This is a genomic window from Pseudanabaena sp. PCC 9330 (genome assembly GCF_055795045.1).
The window spans coordinates 13,971-38,552 of sequence record NZ_JAYFES010000107.1 but is presented as its reverse complement, the minus strand read 5'-3'; the positions used below and the strand labels follow the sequence as shown (position 1 = coordinate 38,552).

The window sequence follows — 24,582 nt, the reverse complement described above, 5'->3', positions numbered from 1 at the left end:
GGCATCAGGGGCTGCCTCTAAACCAGGGGCGAGACTAGGCATCTCAGGGTTCATTGACTTTTTACATTTCCCTTAGATTTCGCCCAAAAGTGTATATCCCTGGGGTGGATGCTATTACCCCTCTCTGAAACAGGGAATAATTAGAGTAATGTGGCAGTACGGTCGGAACTAGCCCTACACCTCTTGCCCTAGGGGCGTTGTCGCACTCCGAAATACTGCCCTCTGCTGCTGGTCAGTTAACCCTCAGACGGTGCTCCTTGGCTACGTCTAAATACCCACCACCCTGGGCCGCATGAGCTACTGCATCAATCCCGATTGTTCAAAGCCCAAAAACCCTCCCACCGTCAGCCATTGCCAGAACTGTGGGGCAGAGCTAGTGCTGCGGGGCCGTTATCGAATGATTCGCGCCCTGGGGCGAGGTGGGTTTGGGGCTACCTTTCTGGCCCGTGACGAGCTGTTGCCGGGCAAGCCTCCCTGTGTGATCAAGCAGCTGCGCCCCTCCGCCGAGGCTCCCCACGTGCTCGATATGGCCCGCGACCTCTTTAAGCGAGAGGCCAAAATTTTGGGCATGATTGGCAACCACCCACAACTGCCCCGCCTGCTCGACTACTTTGAGAGCGGCCAGGAGTTTTTCCTGGTGCAGGAGTTTATCAATGGCCTCACCCTTCAGCAGGAGGTGAAGCGGGGTGGGCCGTTTACCGAAGCTGGGGTCAAACAGTTTCTCTGCGAAATTTTGTCGATGGTGCAGTACGTCCACGACAACCACGTCATTCACCGCGACATCAAGCCTGCCAATATCATTCGCCGTGACCAGGACAAAAAACTGGTCTTGATCGACTTTGGCGCCGTCAAAGACAAGGTCAACCCAACCCAGGCGGCCAACTCTGACCAGACGGCCCTGACGGCCTACGCCATTGGCACCCCCGGCTACGCTCCGCCAGAACAAATGGCCATGCGCCCGGTCTACGCCAGCGACCTCTATGCCCTGGGGGTCACCTGCGTGTACTTGCTATCGGGTAAGGCTCCCAAAGATCTCAACTATGACCCTCACACTGGCGAGCTGCTGTGGCGCGAGCACGTGCATATCAGCGACCACTTCGCTAAGGTGCTGCAAAAAATGCTCGAAATATCGGTGAAGCACCGCTACCAGTCAGTGGAGGCAATTTTACGAGATTTAGACCTAGAGCCCTACATGGAAAGTCTGGCTCAAAATATGGCCTTTCCTACCCCACCCAGCAACACCAACGGCTTTAGCCATAGCCATGGCTCAGCCAACGGGCGAGCCCAGAGCTATGACCCTCACTCTGGTGGATCGCCCACCGCTCGCATGGCGGCGGCGATTCGGGCTCGGCGAGAGCGATCGCACTCCAGCAGCAATGGTGCTCCCCTGGGGCCATCCCACAATGGAGCATCTGGTGTCAAGCCCAAGAGCGCGGCAGCGGCAAACACGCTGTCTTCAGAGGATGTCAAGCAAAAATACACCAAAGGCCGCCGCGATTTTTCGCTGCAAACTTTCAAAAACCTCGACCTCCAGCGCACGCTGTTGACAGAGGCCAACTTCAACCAGTCAAAACTGCCCGGTGCCAACCTCCAGGGCGCTGATCTGAGCAACGCCAATTTTGGCCGTGCCAACCTCAGCCGCGCCTGCCTGCGCAATGCCAAACTGGTCAAAGCCTATTTTCACTACGCTAACCTGGAGGGGGCCGATCTGCGCGGGGCTAACTTAGCTCATGCCTCCCTTTCTAACGCCAACCTGAGAGAGGCCAACCTCTGCGGTGCAGACCTGACCGGGGCATTGGTCTCTGATCAGCAGCTAGCTGCAGCCCGCACCAACTGGTCAACAGTGATGCCCAATGGCCGACGGGGGATGCTATAAGAGGCTCCTACCTGGTATTCAGTCTGATTTATACAGCTCCAAATTGGTATGCCTTCAAACTAAGTGCAAGGTGGGAAATGGCATGCGGTACGGCAATAGCCCACTGAAGTAAAACGCCTTTGAGAAGGCCTGCTGCACCAGGATGCTCAGCAACGAAAAATCAAAGATCATACTTTTATACTAAATCCTTCTTGGCTACCCCCGATTCAGTAGGGTAAACCACCGTTTGCCCCTACGGTTTGGTCTTCTGGGAATCGGGGTTGTGGGACTCGGATTGGGTATTAGAGACCAGTGCCTATTTGAGAACGGAAACTGTTTGTAGATTCAGCTGTTGCTCTGATTGAGGCAGGCAGAAGATAGAACTGGATCGCAGCCGCCAGAGGAACCCATATTGTCTATGTCGAGCGTTCTCGATGAGTAGAATCTCTCCTGGGGGTGGGGCGGCGTTTGGCATAATTTGCTACGCTTTGGGCGCTGCAAACCCATAGATTATGATGACTGCTAACTACATCATGGCGCTTGATCTGGGCACCACGGGCAACCGGGCGATTATCTTCGATCGCGAAGGGGCGATCGCCGGACAGGCTTACCGCGAGTTGACCCAGTACTATCCCCAGCCGGGCTGGGTTGAGCACAACGCCCGTGAGATTTGGGAGGAGATTGAGTGGGCCATGGGGTCGGCCATCTCTAAGGCGGGGCTAAAGCCCACTGACATTGCCGCCATTGGCCTGACGGTACAGCGCGAAACCTGTTTACTGTGGGATAGCAGTACTGGGCGGCCCCTCTCCAATGCGATCGTCTGGCAAGACCGCCGCACCGCGCCTCTGTGCAACGCTCTACGGGAGGCAGGCAAAGCAGAGGAGATCTACGATCGCACCGGCCTCGTACTCGATGCTTACTTTTCGGCTACCAAGCTGGCCTGGCTGCTAGAACAGGCCAAAAAAGAGACCGATCCGCCGGTAGACTTTGACCAGATATTAGCAGGCACTATCGATAGCTGGGTGTTGTGGAACCTGACTGGTCGGCAGGTGCACGCCACCGACCACAGCAACGCCAGCCGCACCATGCTGCTGAATATCTCTAGCGGCCAGTGGGATGACACGTTGCTGGACCTCTTCGGCATTCCGCCCCATATGATGCCTGGGATCAAGCCCAGCGTCGGGGTGTTTGGCCACACTGATCGGTCAATCCTAGGGGTCGAAATTCCCATCGCGGCGATCTTTGGTGACCAGCAGGCAGCGCTCTACGGCCACGGCTGCGATCGCCCCGGTTTGCTCAAGTGCACCTATGGCACGGGGGCCTTTCTGGTGTCGCACACAGGGGATAAGGTAGTGCGATCGCAGCATCAGCTGCTCTCTACCGTGGCCTGGTCTGAGGCCACCGAAAACCCCAAACAGCCCCACATTGGCTATGCGATTGAGGGCAGCATGTTTACCGCCGGAGCCTGCATTCAATGGCTGCGCGACGGGCTCCAGGTGATCTCTAGCGCCAGCGAGACCGAAATTTTGGCCCAAAAGGCCACCGACAACAACGGCGTCTATTTTGTGCCTGCCCTTAGCGGCCTCGGCGCACCCCACTGGGATATGAATGCCCGAGGAGCCTTTTTTGGCCTCACCCGGGGCACCCAACGCGAGCATTTGGTGCGGGCCGTGCTGGAGGCGATCGCCTACGAGGTCAAAGAAGTGGTCGATGCCGTCAATCAGGATGCCGGCACCCCTATTCGTCGGCTCAAGGTTGACGGCGGAGCCTGCAACAACGACTTTCTCATGCAGTTCCAGGCTGACGTGCTGGGCATACCGGTCGAGCGGCCCCAGGTGCTCGACGTCACCGCTCAGGGGGCGGCCTTTGCGGCGGGCCTAGCCGTGGGTTTTTGGGATGATTATCGCGCCCTGGTAGAGAGCCGTCCCATCGACCGTGTATTCGAGCCGGGAGCAGGCCAAGCCGAAGCCCAGGCCAACTTCGGCCAGTGGGCCAAGGCCGTAGAACAGACGAAGGGCTGGGGCTAAGAGGGAAATACGTGGCTTACACTAGAGGGTAGTTCTCCCATGCCTGGGTGCTATGGCCAATCTTCGGCTCCAAACGCCGCTGCACCAGCTTTACGATGAGGATTTTGTCTGCTGGGTTGAGGCCACGGTTGATGGCCTAAAGCGTAGAGATATCGATCAGCTCGACTGGAACGGGTTGATCGAGGAGATTGAAGACTTGGGTAAATCGGCCAGACGAGAATTAGAAAGTCGTCTAAGTGTTTTGCTCGTTCACTTGCTCAAACGTGGCTATGTCAATCTCCCCGACGACTATCGAGACTGGCAGCTCACTATTGTGGAGCAGCGGAATGCTCTCAAACGGCTGATAAAGCCATCTCCCAGCCTCAAAACCTACTTTCAGGGGGTGCTAGATGAGGTGTATCAGGATGCCCTGACAGAAGCGATCGCGGCCTATGCCGACAGCGACTTGCCCGCCGGTTACCCCTTCAGCAAAGAGCTACTAGCACTGCTCACTAAGGAATTTTGGCGTTAACCAACCATCTTTTCCAACCCTCATTTTTCGGCGCTTCCCTTAGTGGGTGTGGCTGAGCAAGTCGCGGGGACGCTTTTTGATCAGCGTGGGGTCGAGGTAGGTAATGGCCTCAGCGCAAGATCGCACCCGCTCGATGGGTTCAAACACATTCACTTGGTAAACGATTTGGTTGTCCCAGTCGAGAGCGGTGAGCCAGCCGCTGCGGGGATGGTAGACCCCGGTGTCGATATCGAGCCAGCCGCGCCCGGCGACGATTTGGCCAGGGTCAACCCCCGGAAAGGTGAAGGTGATGGTGTGACCGGTGATGATCAGCTTGTCAGAGAAAAAGGGCGTCAGGCTGCTGTGAAAAGTTTCGCGAATCCAGCACATTTCGTAGCTGCTTTGCTCGGCCACGGGCAGCATGGGGTTGACCCCGGCATGCACCAGCCACAGATCGCCCAAGTCGATGTAGAGGGGTAGCTGCCGCAGCCAGTCGAGGTGGTCTTCGAGGGTGGCGGTGGAGCCGTGGTAGCTGCTCAAGGTGGCCTGACCGCCGCTAAAAATCCAGCCCTGGAGGGTAGGTGGGTTGATTTTGCCGTCGACAAAGCTGTCGAGAATGAGCTGCTCGTGGTTGCCGCGCACGCAGCCCGTTGCATTTTTACGAATAAAATCGACCACGTCAGCACTCTTGGGGCCGCGATCGATTAAATCGCCTACGCAGTAGATTTGATCGTCGGGTTCTGGGGCGATCGCATCCCACAGTCGCTGAAGGCCGTCAAAGTGACCGTGAATATCACCGATAAAGATTCTTCGGGGCATGGGGTAGGGACTCCGTTATATCTATTATGCCTTAACCCCAAAATCCACTATCAATTTTTCGCAATGCCTGTGGGTTGTAGTGTGTTTTATCAAAGGCTTTTCAGGGCTTTACAGCGACACCCCCAGCCAGCCATAGCCAACCCAAAGAGCCCAGTCGTGGCAGCGAGATGATCGAGCGATCCCTGGCACTTCCTGGGCAGTCCCTCCATTTCATCGGTCTCAGGTTTGAGTTCTCAGGCATAATAAAGACCAGCTTAGAGCACCTACCCCATGAGTCTATCTCCCCTCAAGCCACTGGTCCCTGCTGTGCGCTCTGCCAGGGCTCGCCGTCGCCCCGACCCCTGGCAAAAGCTCGCGCGTCATACCCCCGTCATAGAGCTGGGGGCCAGACTCGGCGTCAACGGATTTTTGACTCTGGTGGCCGCAGTCTCTCTAGTACGGCTGGTGCCCTACGTCCAGAGCCAGGCGCAGCAGCTCGAAGCCGTTAACCAACAGTTGGCCCAGGCCGAGGTGATCAATACCCGCCTGCGGTCAGACTTCGATCGCTACTTTGACCCAGCCCAGGCCGGACGCGTAATTCAAGAGCAGACCGGCTACCGCACCCGCTCAGAGCGCCAGGTCGTCTGGACAGACTGAAGGGAGTAGACGAGTAGGTGAGTGAACCTGACTCCAGGCGTGATTGCTCGGGTGGTTGGAGAGCTGCTTCGTAGACTCATGGCGCTATCGCTTAACCCACCCACACACCTATCCACTACGGATAAAAAGTCGTCGTCGGCAGCCCCAGACCCTCTTCTAGTCCCATCATCAGGTTAAAGCACTGCACGGCTTGAGAGGCTTGGCCCTTCATCAGGTTGTCGATCGCAGACATGACAATCACGCGCCCGGTGCGCTGGTCAGTCTCAAGGCCGATATAGCAGCGATTGGTGCCCCAGGCCCACTTGGTCTGGGGGTAGGTGCCGTTGGGCAGCACCGTCACCCAGGGCGACGACCGGTAAAAGGCGCTGTAGATGGTGAGCAGGTCGTCGCGCACTAGGCCGGGGTCGCGCAGGGTGGCATAGATGGTGGCCAAAATGCCCCGCACCATAGGAATCAGGTGGGGGGTAAACTGCACGGTGACCTCTTGGCTGGCCAGGTGGGTGCAAATTTGCTCGATTTCGGGGGTGTGGCGGTGGCGGGTGACGCCGTAGGCTCCGAGAGAGTTGCTCGCCTCGGCCAGCAGCATGCCCGTTTTGGCCACCCGTCCGCCGCCGGAGGTGCCCGACTTAGCGTCAATAATTAAAGTTTCGGGCTGAGCGAGCCCCTGCTTGAGCAGAGGGGCAATACCCAGCAGGCTGGCGGTGGGGTAGCAGCCGGGGCAGCCCACCAATCGGGCGTTGCGAATGCGATCGCGAAATAGCTCGGGCAGCCCGTAAACGGCCTCGACGGCGGTGGTCTGATCGGTGCGATCGCCTCCATACCAGGCCTGGTAGGTATTCAGATTTTCAAACCGGTAGTCTGCCGACAGGTCAAGCACCCGACAGCCCCGCTCTAGCAGGGTGGGGGCCATGGTGCAGGCCAGACCATTGGGCAGCGACAGAAAAACCGCCTGACAGCGCTGGGCAATCTCGCCCAAGTCTACGGCTTCTACCGTCAAATTGACCGAGTCAGCCAGGTGAGGATAGATATCGGTATAGGGCTGCCCGGCGCTGCTGTCGCCCCCGAGGTACACCAGCTCTACCTCGGGATGTTGGGTCAGCAGACGCACCAGCTGCACCCCTCCGTAGCCCGAGGCCCCCACAATGCCGACCTTGATTTTCCCGACGGGTGACGACTCGCTCATGGTTCTGGGGCTAGCTGGTTGAAAGAATAGTTAGGGGATTGAGCACCGCTCTTGAGGTAGACGCTAACTGAGTGAGCACCCGGCCTTAGAACGGCACTGTAATAGTAAACCAGTAATCTCACTTCAACATGGTGGCTTGGAATGCGATCGGCCAACTCTTCTCTGCCCCAGAAGTGCCCCCAGGCAGAAAGACCACCACTCTTCCGGCGAAGGATAGGGTGTACGGCTAGAATTTTAAGGGTAATCGTACTTTTTGCAGGTTCGCCCCATCGTGCTCAATCCAGAAGCGGAGATGTCTCAAGCCCCAAACCCGTCGCCCGCCGAGCTGGAGCTACCGCCCAATTTTCAGTTCGATTCCATTGAGTCGGCGCTCCACGACCTGGCGGCGGGCAAGTCGATCGTGGTGGTCGATGACGAAAACCGCGAGAACGAGGGCGACGTGATCTGCGCCGCCCAGTTTGCCACCCCCGACAACATCAACTTTATGGCGGTGGAAGCGCGGGGGCTGATCTGCCTGGCCATGACCGGCGAACGGCTCGATCAACTCGACCTGCCGCTTATGGTCAGCCCCAGCGCCTTTGAAGATGAAAACGAGCAGACCGCCTTCACCGTCAGCATCGACGCCGGCTTGAACTGGGGCGTTACCACGGGCATTTCTGCTGACGATCGCGCTCGCACCATTCAAGTTGCCATCAACCCCAACGCTCGCCCCATCGACCTGCGCCGCCCCGGCCACATCTTTCCGCTGCGGGCCAAGGAGGGTGGCGTGCTCAAGCGGGCGGGCCACACCGAAGCTGGAGTCGATCTGGCGCGGCTGGCGGGCCTCTATCCCGCCGGGGTGATCTGCGAAATTCAAAACCCCGACGGCTCGATGGCGCGCCTGCCCGAACTGGTTAACTACGCCAAAACCTTTGGCCTCAAGCTGATCAGCATCGCGGATCTGATTCACTACCGCCTGCAACACGAGCGCTTTGTACAGCGAGATGCGGTAGCCAAGATGCCCACTCAGTTTGGCGACTTTGCCATCTACGCCTACCGCAATCTGCTTGACGGCTCTGAGCATGTTGCCCTAGTCAAAGGCGACCCCGCCACCTTTGCCGACCAGGCGGTGATGGTGCGCGTTCACTCCGAATGCCTGACGGGCGACGCCTTTGGCTCGCTACGCTGCGACTGTCGCATGCAGCTCCAGGCGGCGCTCAAAATGATCGATGCGGCTGGGCGCGGTGTGGTGGTCTATCTACGCCAAGAGGGGCGCGGCATTGGCCTGATCAACAAGCTCAAAGCCTATTCTCTGCAAGATATGGGCCTCGACACCGTAGAAGCCAACGAAAAGCTGGGTCTGCCCGTCGATCAGCGCAACTACGGCATCGGCGCACAGATTCTCAACGACATCGGCGTGCAAAAGTTTTGCCTGATCACCAACAACCCGCGCAAAATTGCGGGCATCAAAGGCTATGGCCTAGAGATGGTGAGCCGGGTGCCGCTGATTATTGAAGCTACCGACTACAACTCGGGCTACCTGGCCACCAAGGCCCAAAAGCTGGGTCACCTACTGGTGCAGACCTACCTAGTTACGGTAGCAATCCACTGGCGCAAGGGCGATTTGCCGGTGCAGGAGCGCTACCAAAAGCTAGAGCACCTGCGCGAGCTGGCCCATAGTCAGGGCCTCATGCTGCAAGAAGAAGCCCGCCCGGTGGCGGCAGCGCTGTTTAGCCAGCCTGATCTAATTGTGAATTTGGGGCTGGATATTCCGCCTTTCGAAGGGGCCGAGGCCTGGTATCGCGACTGTGAGCAACCGCAGATGCAGACCGTTGCCACCCTGCTCGACAAACTCGCCGCCTGGCCCGAAATCGACCAGCTCGCGTTCTTAATCTCTAGCGGCAGCGACCCCTTCAGCGGTTTGCAGGTGGGCCTCGATCGACAGGTGTTTCACCACGACGCAGTGCCCACCCCCGAAACCGTCAAACCCTCCGACCTCTGCGGCAGCCTGGAGAGCCAGCGCATCTACGTCTTCTCTAGCCACATCTCAGCCGATTAGCTAGGGACTATCTCTATAATTGCCTTCCTAAGGGGAGTTATACAGAAACTGTCGGCATAATTAAGTTGTTCGACTGCTTCAACTTAAGCCCCTAAGACACGCCTGTAGAATATATAAAAGGCCATATCCTTTTACAGGCTGATTTTCAGAAACATGAGATTTTAGGAGGTCACATGAGCGAAGATCGACCTATTCATTTTGGCTGGTTAAACGATCCCTCGCGAGTAGCGAGAGACTACGCACCAGATTCAATCTACGAAAAGCTTTCCGAAGAAATTTTCAATCCTGATATCACACGAAGCCAGGTGATTACGCTGCATCTTTATATTGAGTATTGGCTAGACAAGTTTTTGAAAAAACTTCAAATAGATGCAAGCAAACTCATGTTTCATAAAAAAGTTGTTAAACTCAATGAGTGCAGCGCATTTGAGCCACTCCTCTATGAAAATTTACTAAGAGTTAATAAGCTGCGGAATATTTATGCTCATGAACTTGACTTAGTGAAAGCAGCAACAGAGGTCAAAACAAAAATAAACGAACTCACACTCGATCCATATTTTATGACAAGCGACGCAGACCGATTTCGCTCTGTTTGCATGCAGACTATGTTTCTGCTTGAAGCAACTTACAATAATGACTGCAAACCTCCGAAACTTTCCTCTTTTCCAGCAAATGTCACGCGAGAACGTCTTCTAAAGACAGGTCAGCTTCATTGGCAAGAATGTGAGATCCTATCGAAGACAGGAGGCGGATACCTTGTGGATTGGATACTCCGTTGTCCGTTGTGCATTCAAGGTTCTATTAAGCGTGAGAAAGACTCTACGCCGGGTTTTAAGGAGAGTAGTATGTGGTCTTGCGATGTTTGCGCCTTGTCTGGTGACGGTGTATATGTCAAGCTTGCTACAGCAAAGCCTGAGTTCCGCGATCAAAGTCAAATGGAATAGTCTTATTAGTCAATTGCAGTTGAACAATGCGATTGGAGCGGATTGAAAAGGGAGATCGGCTGAGAGTGGAAGTTTTAGACAACCGCTCAACTGTAACGTTGTTACCACAAAACGAGAGGCTAGCTAACGCCAAACATAACAATTGATGAAAACCAGCGTGATCCACTCAAATATCTTTGCCAAGTAGAGGCAGGTGAAACACTTGTGATTTTTAGGGCTGATCAGGCGATCCTCTTCTCCTACACAATCCACTTGTTTGGAATCAGGGTTATGCGATTCAGCTTTGGTATTAGACTTCAAGAAAGCAACTAGCTAACTAACTATTAATTCTTTCAGATTGATGCTGCTGAAAAGCTATTGATAGCGGATGCGACTAAGGCTTATTGATCAAGATTTTCTTGAAATTTCTTGAATCAGAATTGAATTTATAGAATTACTCAATCGCACGGTTTAACTATCACACAGGCTCCGCCTCGGCGCGAGTCGCCGACCCCCGACAGGGCACCATCTGAACCCACCGCCACTGCGTGGACGCCGCCAAAAAACATACTGTGAGCCTGCCACCAGGTGCAGTGGTCTTCATCGCCAATTCCCTGGGCGGCGATCGCCCCTCGGTCATACCCCGGCTCCAGATGCAGCGCCCCTCGCTCCCAGTGCAGGCGCGGCGCTTGAACGGCGGCTTCGATATCCATACCAAAGTCGAGCACGTTAGACACCACCTGCAAGATGGCGGTGCGAATGCGGTTGGAGCCGCCCGACCCCAGCACCAGCAGGGGCTGGCCGTCTTGCAAGACTATGGTGGGGGCCATCATGCTCGACATCCGCTGGTTTGTCGGCCACTGGTGAAAGCCCTGGGGGTTGAGGTCTTCTTCACCCAGCATGTTGTTCATCATGATGCCAGTGCCGGGTATGACGTAGGCCGAGCCCTCGCCGTTGGAGGTGGTGAGGCTGGCGGCGTTGCCCTCGCCATCGACCACGCTGATGTGGGTGGTGCTGCCCCACCGGCTGCCCCCGGCCCTGAGGGCGTCTTGTAGCTGGGTCAGATAGGGAGTCAGGTGTTCAGCACCGAGAAATTCTGCTGCGATCGCCTCGCGATACAGATGGTCATCATAGCCCCGCTGACGGGCCAGGTTGGTTTGGCGCATCACCTCCCGCAGGGCTGCCACGTGGCGAGGGCTACGGTGGGGGGTCTGCGATGGGTTGACTTGAGATAATAGCGCCAGGGCAAAGGCGATCAGCGTGCCGCCAGAGCTAGGGGGCGGATTGGTGAGCAGGGTGGCGCTGCCGTAGGACATGGCCAGGGGTTCGCGTTCGATCACCTGGTAATGCTGCAAATCTTCTAGGGTTAGGTAGCCGCCCTGGGCCTGGCAGGTATGGGCGATCGCCTGCGCTATCTCTCCCCGGTAAAACAGGTCGGCCCCCTCGCTAGCCAGAGCCGCCAAGAACTGGGCAAAGTCGGGCAAGAAAAAGCGATCGCCCGCCGTCAGCCGCTTGCCCTCTGGCGCATAGAGCGCCCGCGCTGACTCCGTAGCGGTGAGAATCGGCTCCAAAATTTGAAAGCAGTAGGCCCGAAAGGGTTCGACCTCGGTGCCCTCGGTGGCCCAGCGCTGGGCCGGGGCCACAATTTTCTCGAGGGGCAGCCGACCCAGCTTTTGATGGACGTCGAGCAGCCCGGCGATCGCCCCTGGCACCGCCATCGACCCCAGGCCAATGTGAAACTCCTGGGTGGTGTCGCCAAAGTTGGCGTGAATGGGGTAAAAGTTGGGCGATTCGCGCAGCGATCTGGCCCGGAATCGCCCAATGTCCTTCGATTTCGGCGTTTGGCAAAAAAAGTCGAACAGGCGGTTTTGGCCCGCTGCGGTGTGGGCCAGCAAAAAGCCGCCCCCCGCCAGCGAGGTCAGGGCGCTCTCGGTGACGCAGGCGGTGAAAGCAGCGGCGATCGCGGCATCGAAGGCATTGCCCCCCTGACGCAGCATCTCGGCCCCGGCCTCAGCGGTGAGGGGGTGCCCAGCGGCGACAGCACCCTTGTTAGCTCCAGTCTTCACGCCCTCGCCCCAACCCCTTGTAGACCTCGCCCTGTTGGTGAATGGCGCGGGTTTTCTCAAACAGTTCTGCCTCGGTCAGACCCCAGCGGGCCAGCGCTTTTTTTAGATCAGTCTGAATGTCGCGGGCACCAGGGAAGCCCTCATAGCGGGTCATCAGCCGGGCCAGTTCGACCAGGTTGTAGTCGGTGGCCTCTCCAGCCACTAGCTGGTTGACCACCTGGCGATCGGTCTTGTACTGGGGGTGCTGCTGGTCTTTAGTGGTGTCGGCCATAGAGATTGATTGAGTGCTCTTGGAAAGCGATCGCCAGCTTTATGGTGACTATTGTCTGCCTAAAGCGGTTTGTAGGGAAAAAGTCGCCTAGGCCGATGGCGGCAGACTATCCGGCTGTCTACCCTGACTCAGACGGTTTTTCATCGCTTCCAGTTCACTGTCTACCGTAGTGGAGCCCCCCTCTAGAGCTGCGAACTGGCGCTCCAGGGGGTCGCCACTGAGTTCTTCGAGGGCCTCAGACTTGGCCTCTAGCTCTATGACCCGCTGCTCCATCTGCTCAAAGGCGGCGATCGAGCCATTGGTGCCAGTGGTGCCCAGCATGTCTTGAATGCGGGCGCTGGCCTCGGCAGAGCGGGCACGGGCAATGTAGAGGTCTTTTTTGGTGCGGGCGTCGGCGATCTTCGCCTCTAGTCGCCGCATGTTGTCTTTGAGACCTGTGACCACGTCGCGCTGCTGGTCGAGCTGGGCATCCATGGCCTGGGCCGATTGCAGGTAGGTTTGGCGACGGGTGAGCGCCTGGCGAGCCAAATCTTCTTCACCCTTCTGAATGGCGAGCTCGGCTCGGTTGTACCACTCCTGCGCCGTAGATTTGGCCTGGGCGCTCTGGCGCTCGGTGCGCTTTTGGGTGGCGATCGCCTGGGCCACCGCCTGCCGCAGCTGAATCAGGTTGCCCTGCATGTCCTGCATGGCCTGTTCGAGCACCTTTTCGGGGTCTTCGGCCTGATTGACTGCACTATTGAGGTTCGCTGTAATGACGCGCCAAACCCGATCAAACAGCCCCATCGAAGATCTCCCACAAGTGTGATCAGCTTCAGCATAGCAGGCAGGCTGAGGTGACTGAGGCTAGCGGTAGACTGTAGCGTTCTCCGCCTAAGGTGTAATCACCTGGGCCGGAATGCCTTGCCCCTGGAGCTGGTTTACCAGGTTTTGAGCCGACGATGGCTGCGAAAACGCGCCCATCTGAATGCGGGTACCGCTGGAAAAATTGCGCACGTAGGCATCGCCCACGGCACTGCGAGCCGACTCTAGAGATTGAGCCCCGCTGTAGTCGGTGACTACGTAGTAGGTAGAGGGTGCCGCGGGCGGGGCTTGGGTTAGGGGTGCCGGTGGTGCGGTGCGGGTCACTGGGGCCGGAGCCGTTAGGGGTGCTGGCGGCGTGGCCAGGGCCGGTGGGGTGCGGTTAACGGCGATCGGCTGGGGGGGCTGAGCCATAACAGGGCGACTGGCTCCAGTGACTGCCGCCGGGGCCGATGGGGCCGTGGTTCGAGATGGCTGAGCAGGGGTCACCGCGCTAGGCTGGGCTGTAGTGGGCTGGCGGCTGACTGGCCGAGCCGGTACTCTAACGGCGGCGCTGCGCAGCGCCTCTGGCCCTACGGGGGTTGAAGTGGTCGAGGTCGCGCTGCCTAGGGGGGGCACTGCGGCGCTGTCATTGGCAGATCGAGAGGTGCCGGTGGTCTCAGCCTGAGCTGGAAAAGAGCGACTGGTGGCAGTGGAAGTATCTGACGGCAGGGTACTGATGCGGTTTAAGTCTAGGGAGGCAAACTCTTGGTCTGATAGGTCGGGGCCAACGGGCTTAAATCCAGAATCTATTTGACCAGCATCTGTTTGGTCTCGCGTCTGAGCCGCCAAGGGGTCATCAGAGGGCAAAGCCTCAGGTGCCGCCGTACCCTTGAGCCGACGGGTGATGGGGTTGTCGGTGAGGTGGCTCACTGCTTGGGGCGAGGTAACCAGGTAGCCAAAGCTGGCGCTACCAACGAGCAACAGCAGCAATGTCCCCATGCCCAGAGGAGTGGCCAGCTGGCGTAGTAGAGAGGGCTCATAATCAGTGTCATCGGGCACCTGTGCCCGCTTGGGCAGACTGCCTAGCAGCGCCTCGCTGCTCTCTAGGTAGTCATCGGGCGCGGCGCGGTAGGTGGTCAGGGTGCCGCCGTGGCTTAGACGCACTTGGTTGATGGCGGCCTTAGGCGGGTAGGCCTGCACGGTGGGCTCTGAGGGCTGCCCCAGTAGCTCTTGCAGCCGGGCGTTGGGCGGCGGCGGGGCGGCTTGTTTGGCTCCGGCGATCGCAGAGGTCTTGAGAGCAATCAGGTCGATGGGCTTGCGAGTTTGGCGCAGCGGCAGGCGAGCAGGCGTCGTGGGCACAACACTGTGCCCTGACCGGCTGCGACGATAGCGGTTGAGTTCGTCATCCAGGTTGAGGGCGAGGCTCTCGATCGCCCGCTGCAAACGCAGATTGGACTCGCCTGAAGGGGCAAAACTCTCAGGCTTGGTAGATAGACCCGAGGGCAATTGCGGCATAGTTACTATCTCCCTGGATGTAGCACTGACTAATAGTACTGATTTCTGAGAAATTGACAACTGAATTTAATCCATATCCAGACGTGAAGGTCTACGCAGAGAACTGACCACCACTATATCTGGCGAAAACTGGGGCACCCCTCGTCCCGCCGCTGTGATTCTTCCCTCGAGTTGGGTTTTCTAAACGTATAACCGGGTGCAGGGAAAATCTATGGGTGTTGCGGCGGGCTTGCTGTGGGCCAGTGCCTATGGCGCTGGGCTGTTTTTGGTCAGTGTGTGGGTCCGCCATCTGGGCTGGCCCCTCTGGGTGGGGGTAGCCGCCGTCGGGCTGGGGTTGCTCGGGGCTGGGGGGCTAGCCGCTCTGGTGCTGCCGCGCCGCTGGCGTCTAGGGCCAACGGCGGCCCAGTGGCTGGGGGCGGGAGCGATCGCCCTACTGGCTACCCTCAACTACGGCCTGCGCTACCCGGTTCCCGGCCCCCTCGATATCAGCCATCTGCTGAGCCAGGGGGAAGCAGCGGGGGCGCAGCAGATAGTGTGGGGCCGGGTGCAAGAGATGCCTCGACTTACCCGGGGCGATCGCGGGCAGGTGTGGCTACAAGTTGATCAGGTGCGGCGACTTGATGCCCAAGGCAATGCCTTTAGCATTCCTGAAACTCGCCAAGGCAAACTCTACGTTACCCTGCCCTCTGACCAAATCGAGGGGCTGTACCCAGGGCAAACAGTTAAGGTGCAGGGCAAACTCTACGAACCGGCCTTGCCCAAAAACCCCAACGCCTTTAACTTTCGTGGCTATCTGGCCAGCCAGCGCAGCTTTGCCGGATTCGCAGGCGCTGAGGTGACGCCTGACAAGGGGCAGTCGCCGCCCCGGTTGGCCCTGTGGCAGATTAGAAAACGCATCGCTCAGGCCCACGAAAATGGATTAGGGCTGCCCGCAGGCCCGCTGGTGAGCGCCATGGCCCTGGGTCGGCAGGCGGTCAACGTACCCTACGACATTCAAGATGCCTTTGTGCAGGCGGGCATGGCCCACACTCTCGCGGCCAGTGGGTTTCACGTGTCGCTGGTGCTGGGGGTAGTGCTGGCGGTGCTGGGGCATAGGGCGATCGCCGATCGCTGTTCTAACCCGGTCAAAGCTAAGGTCATAGCCGGCGGCCTGGCCCTGGTGCTCTACGTGCTGATCACGGGGGGGCAGCCCAGCGTGATGCGGGCGGCGGTCATGGGGGCGGCGGTGCTCACGGGCCTAGCCCTAGAGCGCAGCGTCAAGCCCTTGGGCTGTCTGCTGGTGGCAGTGACGCTGCTGCTGGTGCTGCACCCAGACTGGATTGACGACATCGGCTTTCGCCTCAGCGTGATGGCGACCCTGGGGCTGATGGTGGCCGTCAAGCCCATCGCGGAGCGGCTGGAGTGGCTACCCACGACCCTGGCGGCAGTGGCGGCGGTGCCCCTGGCGGCCTACCTGTGGACCATTCCCCTGTCCCTCTACTATTTCAACACCCTCACCACCTACAGCATTTTGCTCAACATGGTGGCCACGCCCCTGGTGATGGTGATCAGCCTGGGGGGCATGGTCAGTGGGGCGATCGCGGTGATCTGGCCCTGGCTGGGGAGCTTAGTGGCGTCGGTGCTCTGGTTGCCTACTCACCTGCTGATTGCCCTGGTGAAGTGGGAGGTGGGGCTGCCGGGCAGCGCCCTAGCAACGGGCCACATCTCTCTGGCCCAGATGGTGGGGCTCTACGCCCTGTACATCGTTTGGGGCTGGGGGGCAGCCCGGCGGCGGGGCCTGGTGGCGCTGCTCGTGGTGGCTCTGGCCCTGGGGCCTCTGCTGTATCGGGGGGCGACGTTGACCCAGGTGACGGTGCTGGCGTCGGGGCCAGATGCGGTCATGGTCGTGCAAGACGGGCGGTCTCCCCTAGTGGTCAATAGCGGTACTGACAAAACCGCCTTCTACACCGTGGTGCCCTTTCTGCGCCAGGCGGGCATTAACCGACTGGCAGGAGCAATCCACGGCGATGACAGCAACGGCGACAACTGGCGCACCATCGCAGAGAAGGCTCCGATTCGCAAGTTTTACGGGGGCAATCGGGCGCTGACAGAGGCTCCTGCTGGAACCGAGGTGCAGATCTTAGACCCAGGGCAAATAGAGACTCTAGGTCGCCAGCGAGTGGAATATCTACAGGATGGTGAACAAGGGCTGCGACTCATGGTGCGGCCCAACCACGCCTGGCTGTTGTTGCCCAATCTGACCCCCGATCGCCAAATTCCCTGGGTGCAGGCCCACCCCGGTCTCTCTAGCGAGGTGCTGTGGTGGCATGGCGAAGCGCTCTCTGAGGTAGTGATCGACGCGATCGGGGCCAGGGTGGCGATCGCCTCTGGCCGCACCATTGACCCAGAGACCGAGCAACGATTGCGCGATCGCGGCATAGAGGTGTTTTGCACCGACCGCGACGGAGCCGTGACCTGGAGCCCTCGACGGCAGTACCAGGCGTACCTGGCGGGTCAGCCCAGTAGCGCCGCTGGCCTCGATTAGGTGGTCACTTTCGTTGCGATCGCGCTGGCTTTGCTGAACGATCCCCGGCGACAAAGGCGGCTTTTGTAGAAGATCTGCACCCGTTGGGGCAGTACCCACCCTGCGACAAGCGCGGTGGCTGGATTAAGGTGGGTAATCTTGCCTAGAAATTTCCTAAATATCGAGGTCTTCGAGCTTCATGCGGGGGCCGTAGGTCTCGATAAACTCGCGGCGGGGGGCAACGCGATCGCCCATCAAGATCGTAAAGATGCGATCGGCCTCGGCGGCGTCTTCGATCTCAACGCGCTTCATGGTGCGGGTGGTGGGGTCCATGGTGGTTTCCCACAGCTGCTGGGGCATCATTTCGCCTAGACCCTTAAACCGCTGCACCGTGTAGTTGGCGTTGGCCGGAAACTCGTTGGTAATCAGCTGTTGCAGCTCGCGCTCGTTGTAGCAGTACCAGTGGTTGCGGCCCCGCTCGACCTTGTAAAGGGGCGGGCAGGCGATGTAGATGTAGCCCTGATCGACCAGGTCGCGCTGGTAGCGGTAGAAAAAGGTCAGCAGCAGGGTGCGAATGTGCGCCCCATCGACGTCGGCGTCGGTCATCAGGCAGATGCGGTGGTAGCGCAGCTGCGACGAGTCAAACTCTTCGCCGCGAATGCCCATGCCCAGGGCGGTGATCAGCGCCTGGATCTCGGTGTTTTTGTAGATCTTGGAGTCTTCGGTCTTCTCAATGTTGAGAATCTTGCCCCGCAGGGGGAGAATGGCCTGAAAGCGGCGATCGCGTCCCTGCTTGGCGCTGCCGCCAGCCGAATCCCCTTCTACGATAAAGATTTCAGATTCGCTGGGGTCGCGGCTGCTGCAATCCGCCAGCTTACCGGGCAGGGTCGACGACTCCAGCACCGACTTACGGCGTACCAGATCCCGCGCCCGGCGAGCGGCCTCAGCGGCGTTAAACGACTGAATCGCCTTTTCGAGAATGGCGTCAGCCACGTTGGGGTGAAAGTCGAGGTACTCAGTCAGCGCTTCGCCCACCAGCGAATCGACGATGCCGCGCACCTCGGTGTTGCCCAGCTTGGTTTTGGTCTGGCCCTCAAACTCGGGGTCGGGCACCTTGACAGAAATAATCGCCGTCAACCCCTCGCGGATGTTTTCGCCCGCTAGGTTAGAGTCGGCATCTTTGCGCTTGTTGCGCTTGCGGCTGATGGTGTTGAGGGTGCGGGTGAGCACCGCCTTGAGGCCCTCCAGGTGGGTACCGCCGTCAATGGTGCGAATGTTGTTGGCAAAGCCCAGCAGGTTGTCAGAGTAGGCATCGACGCACCACTGTAGTGCCGCCTCCACTTGCACCCCGTCGCGCTCCGAGGAGATGTGGATAATCTCGTCGTGGATCGGCTGCTTGTCGTGGTTGATGTACTGCACGTACTCGTTGATGCCGCCCTCGTAGTAGTAGGTTGACACCTTGGGGGTGTCAGACTTGATTACATCCAGACGGTAGTCAGTAAAGACGACTCGAATACCCGCATTTAGATAGGCCAGCTCTCGCAGCCGCCCGGCCAGGGTGTCGTAGTCAAACTCGGTGCCGTTGTGAAAAATTTCGGTATCGGGCAAGAATGACACTCTAGTGCCCTTGCGCACTTCGGTAATCTTCTCCGCCGACAGTTCGCCGATGGGGATGCCGCGCTCAAAGCGCTGTTTATGTTCTTTGCCCTCGCGCCAGACGGTGACGTTGACCCACTCCGACAGCGCATTGACCACCGAAATGCCGACGCCGTGGAGACCGCCCGACACCTTGTAGCCGCCGCCGCCAAATTTGCCCCCAGCGTGGAGCACGGTCATCACCGTCTCCAGGGCTGACTTGCCCGTGCGGGGGTGAATATCGGTGGGAATGCCGCGCCCGTTGTCGGTGACCGTAACCGAGCCGTCGGCATTGAGGGAAATATCAATGCGATCGCAGTGGCCAGCCAGGGCTTCGTCTACGGAGTTGTCGACCACCTCGTACACTAGGTGATGCAAACCTCGAGGCCCAGTGCTGCCAATGTACATACCCGGGCGCTTGCGAACCGGCTCAAGCCCCTCTAGAACCTGAATCTGGTCAGCACCGTAATCGGTTGTCATATTGTACGCTCCAAAAATGGGCTTTAAGCCGCCTGACTGCCCGACAGGCTAAAACGCTAGAAAATTATAGCACAAAGCTGCCACAGCGGGTTCTAAGGCAGCTTCAGGCGCAGAATGAAGTAGGGATGCAATCACCAAAATTTTCTAAACTAGAATCTTTCTCCCATTCTGGGGAAGTCAATAGATCAAATGTACCATTTTTGCTGGTGATTGGCGGAGCTACGGCCACGGGTAAATCGGCTTTGGCGATCGCCCTAGCCCAGCGCCTAGCCCTGGCTCAAAACCACAGAAGCGTCATTCTCAGCGCTGACTCCCGACAAGTATATCGAGAGTTTGATATCGGCACCGCAAAGCCTTCGGCCTTTGACCGAGCCCAGGTGCCCCACCACTTAATCGACATCTGCGACCCGACCGACACCCTTACCCTGGCCCAGTACCAGCACCAGGCCCAGGGGTTGATTCAGCGGTTTCATCGGGCCGGTACCTTGCCCTTGCTGGTGGGCGGCACCGGTCTTTATATAGACGCCGTGGTGAAGGGGTTGCGCATTCCCCCGGTTGCGCCTCAGCCGGCCCTACGTCGACAGCTGACAGATCTTGGTCAGATCTACTGCTACGCCCTGCTCCAGAGCATTGACCCCGCCGCCAGCCAGCGCATTCACCCCCATGACCCCGTGCGCACCGTGCGGGCCTTAGAGGTCTACTACGTCACTGGCCAGCCCATATCAACCCTGCAGGGAGAGGTACCCCCCGACTATCCGGTGCGATATCTGGCCCTCGACTGCGACCCCCTGGCCCTAGAGAAGCGCATTGCCCAGCGCACCCAAGCGATGATCGATGCCGGGTTTGTGGATGAAGTCACCCACCTAGCTCAAAAATACGGCTCCGACCTGCCCCTGCTGCAAACCCTGGGTTATGCCGAGATGTTGCCCCACATCAGCGGCGATGTTTCCCTTGCCACGGCCCAGGCGGAGATTGTGCAGCACACTCGCCAGTTTGCCAAGCGCCAGCGCACCTGGTTTCGCAACCGCACTGCGGCCCAGGGGTTCGATGCCGATGCCAAAGACTTGGTAGAGCAAGTGTGGCAATGGCTTGATTTGCCATAGATTGGCGAGCTGGGCGTTCGGTGAGATCAATCGGGATTTTGGCTTGGATCGCTGATCACTCGTCTTCGTAGGCATCGGCAGCGATCCAGGTGCCAACTGGGCGCAGGGGATCGGGAATGTCGGCGTCGTCGGCAAACTCTAGCACCGTCTCGCGGTAGCCCAGGTAGCCCGACTCCATAAATGTCATGATCATTCGCCCCAGGGCAGGCCAGACCACATCGGCAAACTCCCAATCGTGGTTAAACCCGGCTCGGTCGGCGATCGATCGCAGCGCCCAAAAATAGCTGTTGCGCACCACCGAGCCCGACTTTTTGTAGGCGGGCACATCGTCTTTGTGGAGGTACAAAATGCCGTGGTCAATGTGGGCGCGCATGGAAGGCTTTGGGGTAGATGGGTGGTACGGTAAGACTATTCACAATACGTTACAGACGATCCCGTTCTAAGGCCACATCATGGCCCCTTGCGATCGCCGTGACATTACCTCTGGAGCCTTCAATCTGCCATGTCCGCTGCGGTCTGTCTGCAAAACGTCCACAAGGTCTACAACGGGGTCTCTGTCGTCAATGACCTCTCCTTAAATATCGAAGCGGGGGAAGTCTTTGGTCTACTGGGGCCGAACGGAGCGGGCAAATCGACTACCATTCGCATGGCCACGACGCTCACCCGGCCCAGCGACGGCCATGTGGTGGTGGCGGGCTACGACGTCAACCGCCAGCAGATCGATGTGCGCCGTCAGATCGGCGTGGTGCTGCAACAGACCAGCGTCGATGGCGACATGACCGTGTGGGAAAACATGGAATTCCACGGGCGCATGCACCACATTCCTGCGGCCCAGCGCCGCACTGCCATCGACACCTGGCTAGATTATGTGGAGCTGAGCGATCGCCGCGACGACAAGGTCAAAACCCTCTCCGGCGGCATGAAGCGCCGCTTGCAGATCGCCCGTGCCCTGCTGCACAACCCTAAGATTCTCTTTCTCGATGAGCCCACCGTGGGCCTCGACCCCCAGGCCCGCCGCCGCCTGTGGGAGATCATTCGCGGCCTCAACCAGCAGGGCATGACCATGCTGCTCACTACCCACTACATGGAAGAGGTGGAGTATCTGTGTGATCGCATCGGCATTCTCGACCAGGGCCAGCTGATCGAGCTGGGCACCCTAGACGAGTTTCGCCAGCGCCACGGCGAGGGCATCGTCATGACCCAACGGGGCGATCGCTGGGAGTACAATTTCTTCCCCACTCTCGCCGCCGCCAATGCTCACCTCGACCAGCAGCCCGACAAAACCGGCATGATGACCCGCCCCTCAAACCTGGAGGATATCTTCGTCGAGCTGACCGGGCGCAATTTGGATTAGACAAAGATGCCCAGATGCAGGGGCGCAGGGCAAAGCAGTGTTCTCAGGTAATTTTGTAGCCAGACCGGTCTGAAGTGACAGCGGGGGAGGGCAAAGGCCATTTGCCCCTACGGGTAAACGTTAAGAACCGTCGCGCCTGCCTTTGCAAGGGCAAACCCTTGCCTGACAATGTAAGGCGTACTTAACGATTTGCAACATCCCGTCAGGGCATCACTCTGGCCGGGTTTAGAGGATGACTATGGCCTACTACTGGTTCAAAGCGTTTCACATTATTGGGGTGGTGGTGTGGTTTGCCGGGTTGTTTTACCTGGTGCGCCTGTTTATCTATCACGTTGAGGCCGAGGCCGAACCAGAGCCTGCCCGGAGCATTCTCCAAAACCAGTACACCATCATGGAAAAGCGCCTCTACGGCATCATCACTACCCCTGGCATGGTAGTGGCGGTGGCTATGGCGATCGCCCTGCTGGTGCAGATGCCCGAGTACCTCAAAGAGGGCTGGATGCACATCAAGCTAGGCTTTGTGGCCCTGCTGCTGGGCTATCACTTCTATTGCGCCCGGCTGATGCGCCAGCTGCACCGGGGCGAGTGCCAGTGGTCAGGCCAGCAGCTGCGGGCGCTGAACGAGGCTCCTACCCTGCTGCTGGTGGTGATAGTCATGCTGGTGGTCTTTAAGAATAACTTCCCTACCGGGGCTACCACCTGGCTGATGGTGGGCCTGGTCGTGTTTATGGCCGCCACTATTCAGCTCTACGCCCGCAAGCGGCGGCTGGATAAAGAAAAAGCCGCCCTGGGGGCAACCCCTGAACCCCAGGCCTTGCAAAATTCCTAATGCCCCAGCCCCAGGGCTGGGCAAGGTCAGACCCACCTGTCTGCCCTGATATAGAAGCAGGAACTGGTTTACGGTCAACGCCTGCCCAGGTAGAGGGTAGCGGCGATCGCCGCTACCAAGGCTTTCGGGTCAGCGACCCAGTTCTAGTGATAGGCACCCTCAGCCTCCTTGGTACTGCCCCGGCTGTCGATCAGGCCCAGGTCGGGGTTGAGACCCAGGAAACCGATCTGCTCGCTCTGCAAGAGGGCAGGTCACTGGTGAGGGCTGCTGTTTATGCGGCTCGATGGTGCATTGACCCTAGATGCTATGGCGAGGGCTTATTTTTTCTTCATTAAAGCAAAATCGCCGACAAGCTCATTAAGGCGTTGCTGGATACAGGTATGAGTCAAAAATGCCAGCGGCTCTCGTCAGGGCAAACGGCCGTTTGCCCCTACCCAAATTCATGCGTCGGTTCAGCAACGCCCTAATTAAGGGGTCTTCCTCACCCAGCACCGCCAAACTACACTAATTTTTTACAGGCATCTCCTCTGGGAGATGCCACATTGGGCAGAAGATACATCAAATCTAAGTCCAGCAGTAGAGCTGTTCCTCTGGGAAAACTACAGACTTCGAGCTGGGACTTAGCTATAGTCGGCAACCCTGAGGTTAATCCCAATGCAATCTCTAGAGATGCTGCGATCGCGCCAGCTCAACGAAGCCGGACAGCTCACCCTGGCAGCGGGGCTCACCACCTTCCCCGAAGAAATTCTCGACCTGGCCGATGACCTCGAAATTCTCGATCTGTCGAACAATGCCCTCACCACCCTGCCCGACAGCTTTGCCCGGCTGCGCAACCTGCGGGTTGTCTTTTTCAACAACAATGCCTTTGAGCGGGTGCCCGAGGTGCTCAGTCAGTGCCCTCAGCTCTCGATGATCAGCTTTAAGGCAAACCAGATCACGACGGTGCCCGCTGCTGCTCTGCCCGCTGCTACCCGCTGGCTGATTTTGACCGACAACCGGCTTGAGACCCTGCCCGATTCTATGGGTCAGCTAACGGCAATGCAAAAGCTCATGCTGGCAGGCAACCATCTGCACACGCTGCCAGAGACCATGGCCGCCTACAAAAATCTAGAACTCCTGCGCATTGCCGCCAACCAGATCGATCGCCTACCCCCTTGGTTGCTCAAGCTGCCCCGGCTGAGCTGGCTGGCCTATGCGGGCAACCCCTGCTGTCCGGTGCCCTTAGAGGCAAACCTACCCGCCATTCCCTGGGCCGATCTCACCCTGGGCGAGGTGCTAGGCCAGGGTGCCTCGGGGGTAATCTCTCGGGGTACGTGGCGACAGGGTGAGACTGAGACCCCCGTGGCAGTCAAAATCTTTAAAGGAGCGATCACCAGCGACGGGCTTCCTGCGGACGAAATGCGCGCCTGCATGGCTGCGGGGGCGCACCCTCATCTGATCAGCCCCCTGGGGCAGGGGGTAGACCACCCTGAAGAAAAAAATGCTCTTGTGCTACCACTGGTGCCCCCCAGCTACCGGGTGATGGGGGCACCCCCTAGCCTGGAAAGCTGCACCCGCGACATCTACCCCGCTATTTTAGAGTTCTCTCTGGAAGCCGTTGTGGAGATTGCTCGAGGGGTGGCTGCTGCCGCTGCCCACCTGCACCAGCGGGGTATTCTCCACGGCGATCTGTACCCCCACAATACCCTGATTGACCATGGCGGCAATGCGCGATTGAGCGATTTTGGAGCTGCTAGCTTCTACGACCCTGCTGACAGTGTCACCGCTATTGCCCTAGAGCGCCTAGAGGTGCGGGCCTGGGGCTGTTTGCTAGAAGATTTGTGCGATCGCTGCCCTGCACCTGTCCACCGCCTGGCACCCCTGCGGCAGCTTCAGCAGGTCTGTATGCAGCCTGAGGTGCCAACCCGCCCTGGGTTTACAGCGGTGCTGAGCGAGCTAGCGGCCTTTATGGGCCAAGTTTGAGCCACTCGAGTTGAGCCAACGCCCAAGGGACAAATGTTTTGGTGAGGAATGCTGGAGGGCGATCGCAGGTAAGACTTTGATGGCTCTCCGCCTGGCTCCCTACGGAGCCTTTT

Annotated in this window: 19 protein-coding genes; 11 read left to right on the top strand and 8 right to left on the bottom strand. The window is 58.7% G+C overall.

Annotation, left to right across the window (positions count from 1 at the left end; all coding sequences use genetic code 11):
- Nucleotides 1-292 precede the first annotated feature (292 nt).
- The 3 genes from AC0QKW_RS13970 to AC0QKW_RS13960 all read left to right on the top strand — a co-directional run bounded on the left by AC0QKW_RS13970 (nt 293) and on the right by AC0QKW_RS13960 (nt 4,393).
- Nucleotides 293-1,876: a protein kinase domain-containing protein gene (locus AC0QKW_RS13970; RefSeq protein WP_473151686.1), complete on the top strand. Its 1,584-nt coding sequence runs from the start codon at nt 293-295 to the stop codon at nt 1,874-1,876.
- Between the two features lie 491 nt (nt 1,877-2,367).
- On the top strand, nt 2,368-3,882 hold the full coding sequence (gene glpK / locus AC0QKW_RS13965) for a glycerol kinase GlpK (protein WP_473151685.1): 1,515 nt from the start codon (nt 2,368-2,370) through the stop codon (nt 3,880-3,882).
- A gap of 52 nt (nt 3,883-3,934) precedes the next feature.
- Nucleotides 3,935-4,393, top strand: a complete 459-nt coding sequence (locus AC0QKW_RS13960; protein ID WP_473151684.1) for a DUF29 domain-containing protein — start codon at nt 3,935-3,937, stop codon at nt 4,391-4,393.
- Between the two features lie 39 nt (nt 4,394-4,432).
- On the opposite strand, the gene AC0QKW_RS13955 is transcribed toward AC0QKW_RS13960, so the two are convergent.
- Nucleotides 4,433-5,191, bottom strand: coding sequence for a metallophosphoesterase family protein (locus AC0QKW_RS13955; protein WP_473151683.1), 759 nt, complete (start codon nt 5,189-5,191; stop codon nt 4,433-4,435).
- Nucleotides 5,192-5,461: 270 nt separating this feature from the next.
- Here AC0QKW_RS13955 and AC0QKW_RS13950 point away from each other — a divergent pair, with 270 nt between their 5' ends.
- Nucleotides 5,462-5,827: a slr1601 family putative cell division protein gene (locus AC0QKW_RS13950; protein WP_473151682.1), complete on the top strand. Its 366-nt coding sequence runs from the start codon at nt 5,462-5,464 to the stop codon at nt 5,825-5,827.
- A gap of 115 nt (nt 5,828-5,942) precedes the next feature.
- Here the strand turns inward: AC0QKW_RS13950 and argC are convergent, their stop codons facing one another.
- The gene (gene argC, locus AC0QKW_RS13945) at nt 5,943-7,010 is read right to left on the bottom strand and encodes an N-acetyl-gamma-glutamyl-phosphate reductase (RefSeq protein ID WP_473151681.1); all 1,068 of its coding nucleotides are present in this window, start codon (nt 7,008-7,010) and stop codon (nt 5,943-5,945) included.
- A gap of 292 nt (nt 7,011-7,302) precedes the next feature.
- On the opposite strand from argC, the gene ribBA reads away from it, so the two are divergent.
- Both ribBA and AC0QKW_RS13935 read left to right on the top strand, forming a co-directional pair.
- A complete protein-coding gene (gene ribBA / locus AC0QKW_RS13940; RefSeq protein ID WP_473151680.1) occupies nt 7,303-9,048 on the top strand; it encodes a bifunctional 3,4-dihydroxy-2-butanone-4-phosphate synthase/GTP cyclohydrolase II in 1,746 nt (581 codons plus the stop codon).
- Between the two features lie 173 nt (nt 9,049-9,221).
- Nucleotides 9,222-9,992 (top strand): hypothetical protein, encoded by a 771-nt coding sequence (locus AC0QKW_RS13935; protein ID WP_473151679.1) that lies wholly within the window; start codon nt 9,222-9,224, stop codon nt 9,990-9,992.
- A 437-nt stretch (nt 9,993-10,429) separates the two neighbouring features.
- Here AC0QKW_RS13935 and ggt read toward each other — a convergent pair whose 3' ends face one another.
- From ggt to AC0QKW_RS13915, 4 genes are all read right to left on the bottom strand, one after another.
- On the bottom strand, nt 10,430-12,037 hold the full coding sequence (gene ggt, locus AC0QKW_RS13930) for a gamma-glutamyltransferase (RefSeq protein WP_473151678.1): 1,608 nt from the start codon (nt 12,035-12,037) through the stop codon (nt 10,430-10,432).
- Nucleotides 12,021-12,308 (bottom strand): DUF3288 family protein, encoded by a 288-nt coding sequence (locus AC0QKW_RS13925; RefSeq protein ID WP_473151677.1) that lies wholly within the window; start codon nt 12,306-12,308, stop codon nt 12,021-12,023. The genes ggt and AC0QKW_RS13925 overlap by 17 nt, the downstream gene beginning before the upstream one ends.
- A gap of 87 nt (nt 12,309-12,395) precedes the next feature.
- The gene (locus tag AC0QKW_RS13920; protein WP_473151676.1) at nt 12,396-13,091 is read right to left on the bottom strand and encodes a PspA/IM30 family protein; all 696 of its coding nucleotides are present in this window, start codon (nt 13,089-13,091) and stop codon (nt 12,396-12,398) included.
- Between the two features lie 87 nt (nt 13,092-13,178).
- Complete coding sequence (locus tag AC0QKW_RS13915) at nt 13,179-14,603, bottom strand: SPOR domain-containing protein (RefSeq protein WP_473151675.1); 1,425 nt, start codon at nt 14,601-14,603, stop codon at nt 13,179-13,181.
- A gap of 211 nt (nt 14,604-14,814) precedes the next feature.
- Here AC0QKW_RS13915 and AC0QKW_RS13910 point away from each other — a divergent pair, with 211 nt between their 5' ends.
- Nucleotides 14,815-17,127 carry a ComEC/Rec2 family competence protein gene (locus AC0QKW_RS13910; RefSeq protein WP_473151674.1) on the top strand — a complete coding sequence of 771 codons (2,313 nt, stop codon included), beginning with the start codon at nt 14,815-14,817 and terminating at the stop codon, nt 17,125-17,127.
- Between the two features lie 153 nt (nt 17,128-17,280).
- On the opposite strand, the gene gyrB is transcribed toward AC0QKW_RS13910, so the two are convergent.
- Nucleotides 17,281-19,221, bottom strand: coding sequence for a DNA topoisomerase (ATP-hydrolyzing) subunit B (gyrB, locus tag AC0QKW_RS13905; RefSeq protein WP_473151673.1), 1,941 nt, complete (start codon nt 19,219-19,221; stop codon nt 17,281-17,283).
- Nucleotides 19,222-19,427: 206 nt separating this feature from the next.
- Here gyrB and miaA point away from each other — a divergent pair, with 206 nt between their 5' ends.
- Nucleotides 19,428-20,324 carry a tRNA (adenosine(37)-N6)-dimethylallyltransferase MiaA gene (miaA, locus tag AC0QKW_RS13900; protein WP_473151869.1) on the top strand — a complete coding sequence of 299 codons (897 nt, stop codon included), beginning with the start codon at nt 19,428-19,430 and terminating at the stop codon, nt 20,322-20,324.
- Nucleotides 20,325-20,379: 55 nt separating this feature from the next.
- On the opposite strand, the gene AC0QKW_RS13895 is transcribed toward miaA, so the two are convergent.
- Nucleotides 20,380-20,697, bottom strand: a complete 318-nt coding sequence (locus AC0QKW_RS13895) for a hypothetical protein (protein WP_473151672.1) — start codon at nt 20,695-20,697, stop codon at nt 20,380-20,382.
- A gap of 129 nt (nt 20,698-20,826) precedes the next feature.
- Here AC0QKW_RS13895 and AC0QKW_RS13890 point away from each other — a divergent pair, with 129 nt between their 5' ends.
- The 3 genes from AC0QKW_RS13890 to AC0QKW_RS13880 all read left to right on the top strand — a co-directional run bounded on the left by AC0QKW_RS13890 (nt 20,827) and on the right by AC0QKW_RS13880 (nt 24,469).
- Nucleotides 20,827-21,678: an ABC transporter ATP-binding protein gene (locus AC0QKW_RS13890; RefSeq protein ID WP_473151671.1), complete on the top strand. Its 852-nt coding sequence runs from the start codon at nt 20,827-20,829 to the stop codon at nt 21,676-21,678.
- Nucleotides 21,679-21,916: 238 nt separating this feature from the next.
- The gene (gene hemJ, locus AC0QKW_RS13885) at nt 21,917-22,507 is read left to right on the top strand and encodes a protoporphyrinogen oxidase HemJ (protein ID WP_473151670.1); all 591 of its coding nucleotides are present in this window, start codon (nt 21,917-21,919) and stop codon (nt 22,505-22,507) included.
- Between the two features lie 654 nt (nt 22,508-23,161).
- Entirely contained in the window at nt 23,162-24,469 is a 1,308-nt protein-coding gene (locus AC0QKW_RS13880) for a leucine-rich repeat-containing protein kinase family protein (protein ID WP_473151669.1), read from the top strand.
- Nucleotides 24,470-24,582: the final 113 nt, after the last annotated feature.

Excerpts from the sequence above, each read along its gene's own strand:
- AC0QKW_RS13970 (WP_473151686.1), top strand. The coding sequence starts at position 293 with ATGAGCTACTGCATCAATCCCGATTGTTCAAAGCCCAAAAACCCTCCC.
- glpK (WP_473151685.1), top strand. The coding sequence starts at position 2,368 with ATGATGACTGCTAACTACATCATGGCGCTTGATCTGGGCACCACGGGC.
- AC0QKW_RS13960 (WP_473151684.1), top strand. The coding sequence starts at position 3,935 with ATGGCCAATCTTCGGCTCCAAACGCCGCTGCACCAGCTTTACGATGAG.
- AC0QKW_RS13955 (WP_473151683.1), bottom strand. The coding sequence starts at position 5,191 with ATGCCCCGAAGAATCTTTATCGGTGATATTCACGGTCACTTTGACGGC.
- AC0QKW_RS13950 (WP_473151682.1), top strand. The coding sequence starts at position 5,462 with ATGAGTCTATCTCCCCTCAAGCCACTGGTCCCTGCTGTGCGCTCTGCC.
- argC (WP_473151681.1), bottom strand. The coding sequence starts at position 7,010 with ATGAGCGAGTCGTCACCCGTCGGGAAAATCAAGGTCGGCATTGTGGGG.
- ribBA (WP_473151680.1), top strand. The coding sequence starts at position 7,303 with ATGTCTCAAGCCCCAAACCCGTCGCCCGCCGAGCTGGAGCTACCGCCC.
- AC0QKW_RS13935 (WP_473151679.1), top strand. The coding sequence starts at position 9,222 with ATGAGCGAAGATCGACCTATTCATTTTGGCTGGTTAAACGATCCCTCG.
- AC0QKW_RS13925 (WP_473151677.1), bottom strand. The coding sequence starts at position 12,308 with ATGGCCGACACCACTAAAGACCAGCAGCACCCCCAGTACAAGACCGAT.
- AC0QKW_RS13920 (WP_473151676.1), bottom strand. The coding sequence starts at position 13,091 with ATGGGGCTGTTTGATCGGGTTTGGCGCGTCATTACAGCGAACCTCAAT.
- AC0QKW_RS13915 (WP_473151675.1), bottom strand. The coding sequence starts at position 14,603 with ATGCCGCAATTGCCCTCGGGTCTATCTACCAAGCCTGAGAGTTTTGCC.
- AC0QKW_RS13910 (WP_473151674.1), top strand. The coding sequence starts at position 14,815 with ATGGGTGTTGCGGCGGGCTTGCTGTGGGCCAGTGCCTATGGCGCTGGG.
- gyrB (WP_473151673.1), bottom strand. The coding sequence starts at position 19,221 with ATGACAACCGATTACGGTGCTGACCAGATTCAGGTTCTAGAGGGGCTT.
- AC0QKW_RS13895 (WP_473151672.1), bottom strand. The coding sequence starts at position 20,697 with ATGCGCGCCCACATTGACCACGGCATTTTGTACCTCCACAAAGACGAT.
- AC0QKW_RS13890 (WP_473151671.1), top strand. The coding sequence starts at position 20,827 with ATGTCCGCTGCGGTCTGTCTGCAAAACGTCCACAAGGTCTACAACGGG.
- hemJ (WP_473151670.1), top strand. The coding sequence starts at position 21,917 with ATGGCCTACTACTGGTTCAAAGCGTTTCACATTATTGGGGTGGTGGTG.
- AC0QKW_RS13880 (WP_473151669.1), top strand. The coding sequence starts at position 23,162 with ATGCAATCTCTAGAGATGCTGCGATCGCGCCAGCTCAACGAAGCCGGA.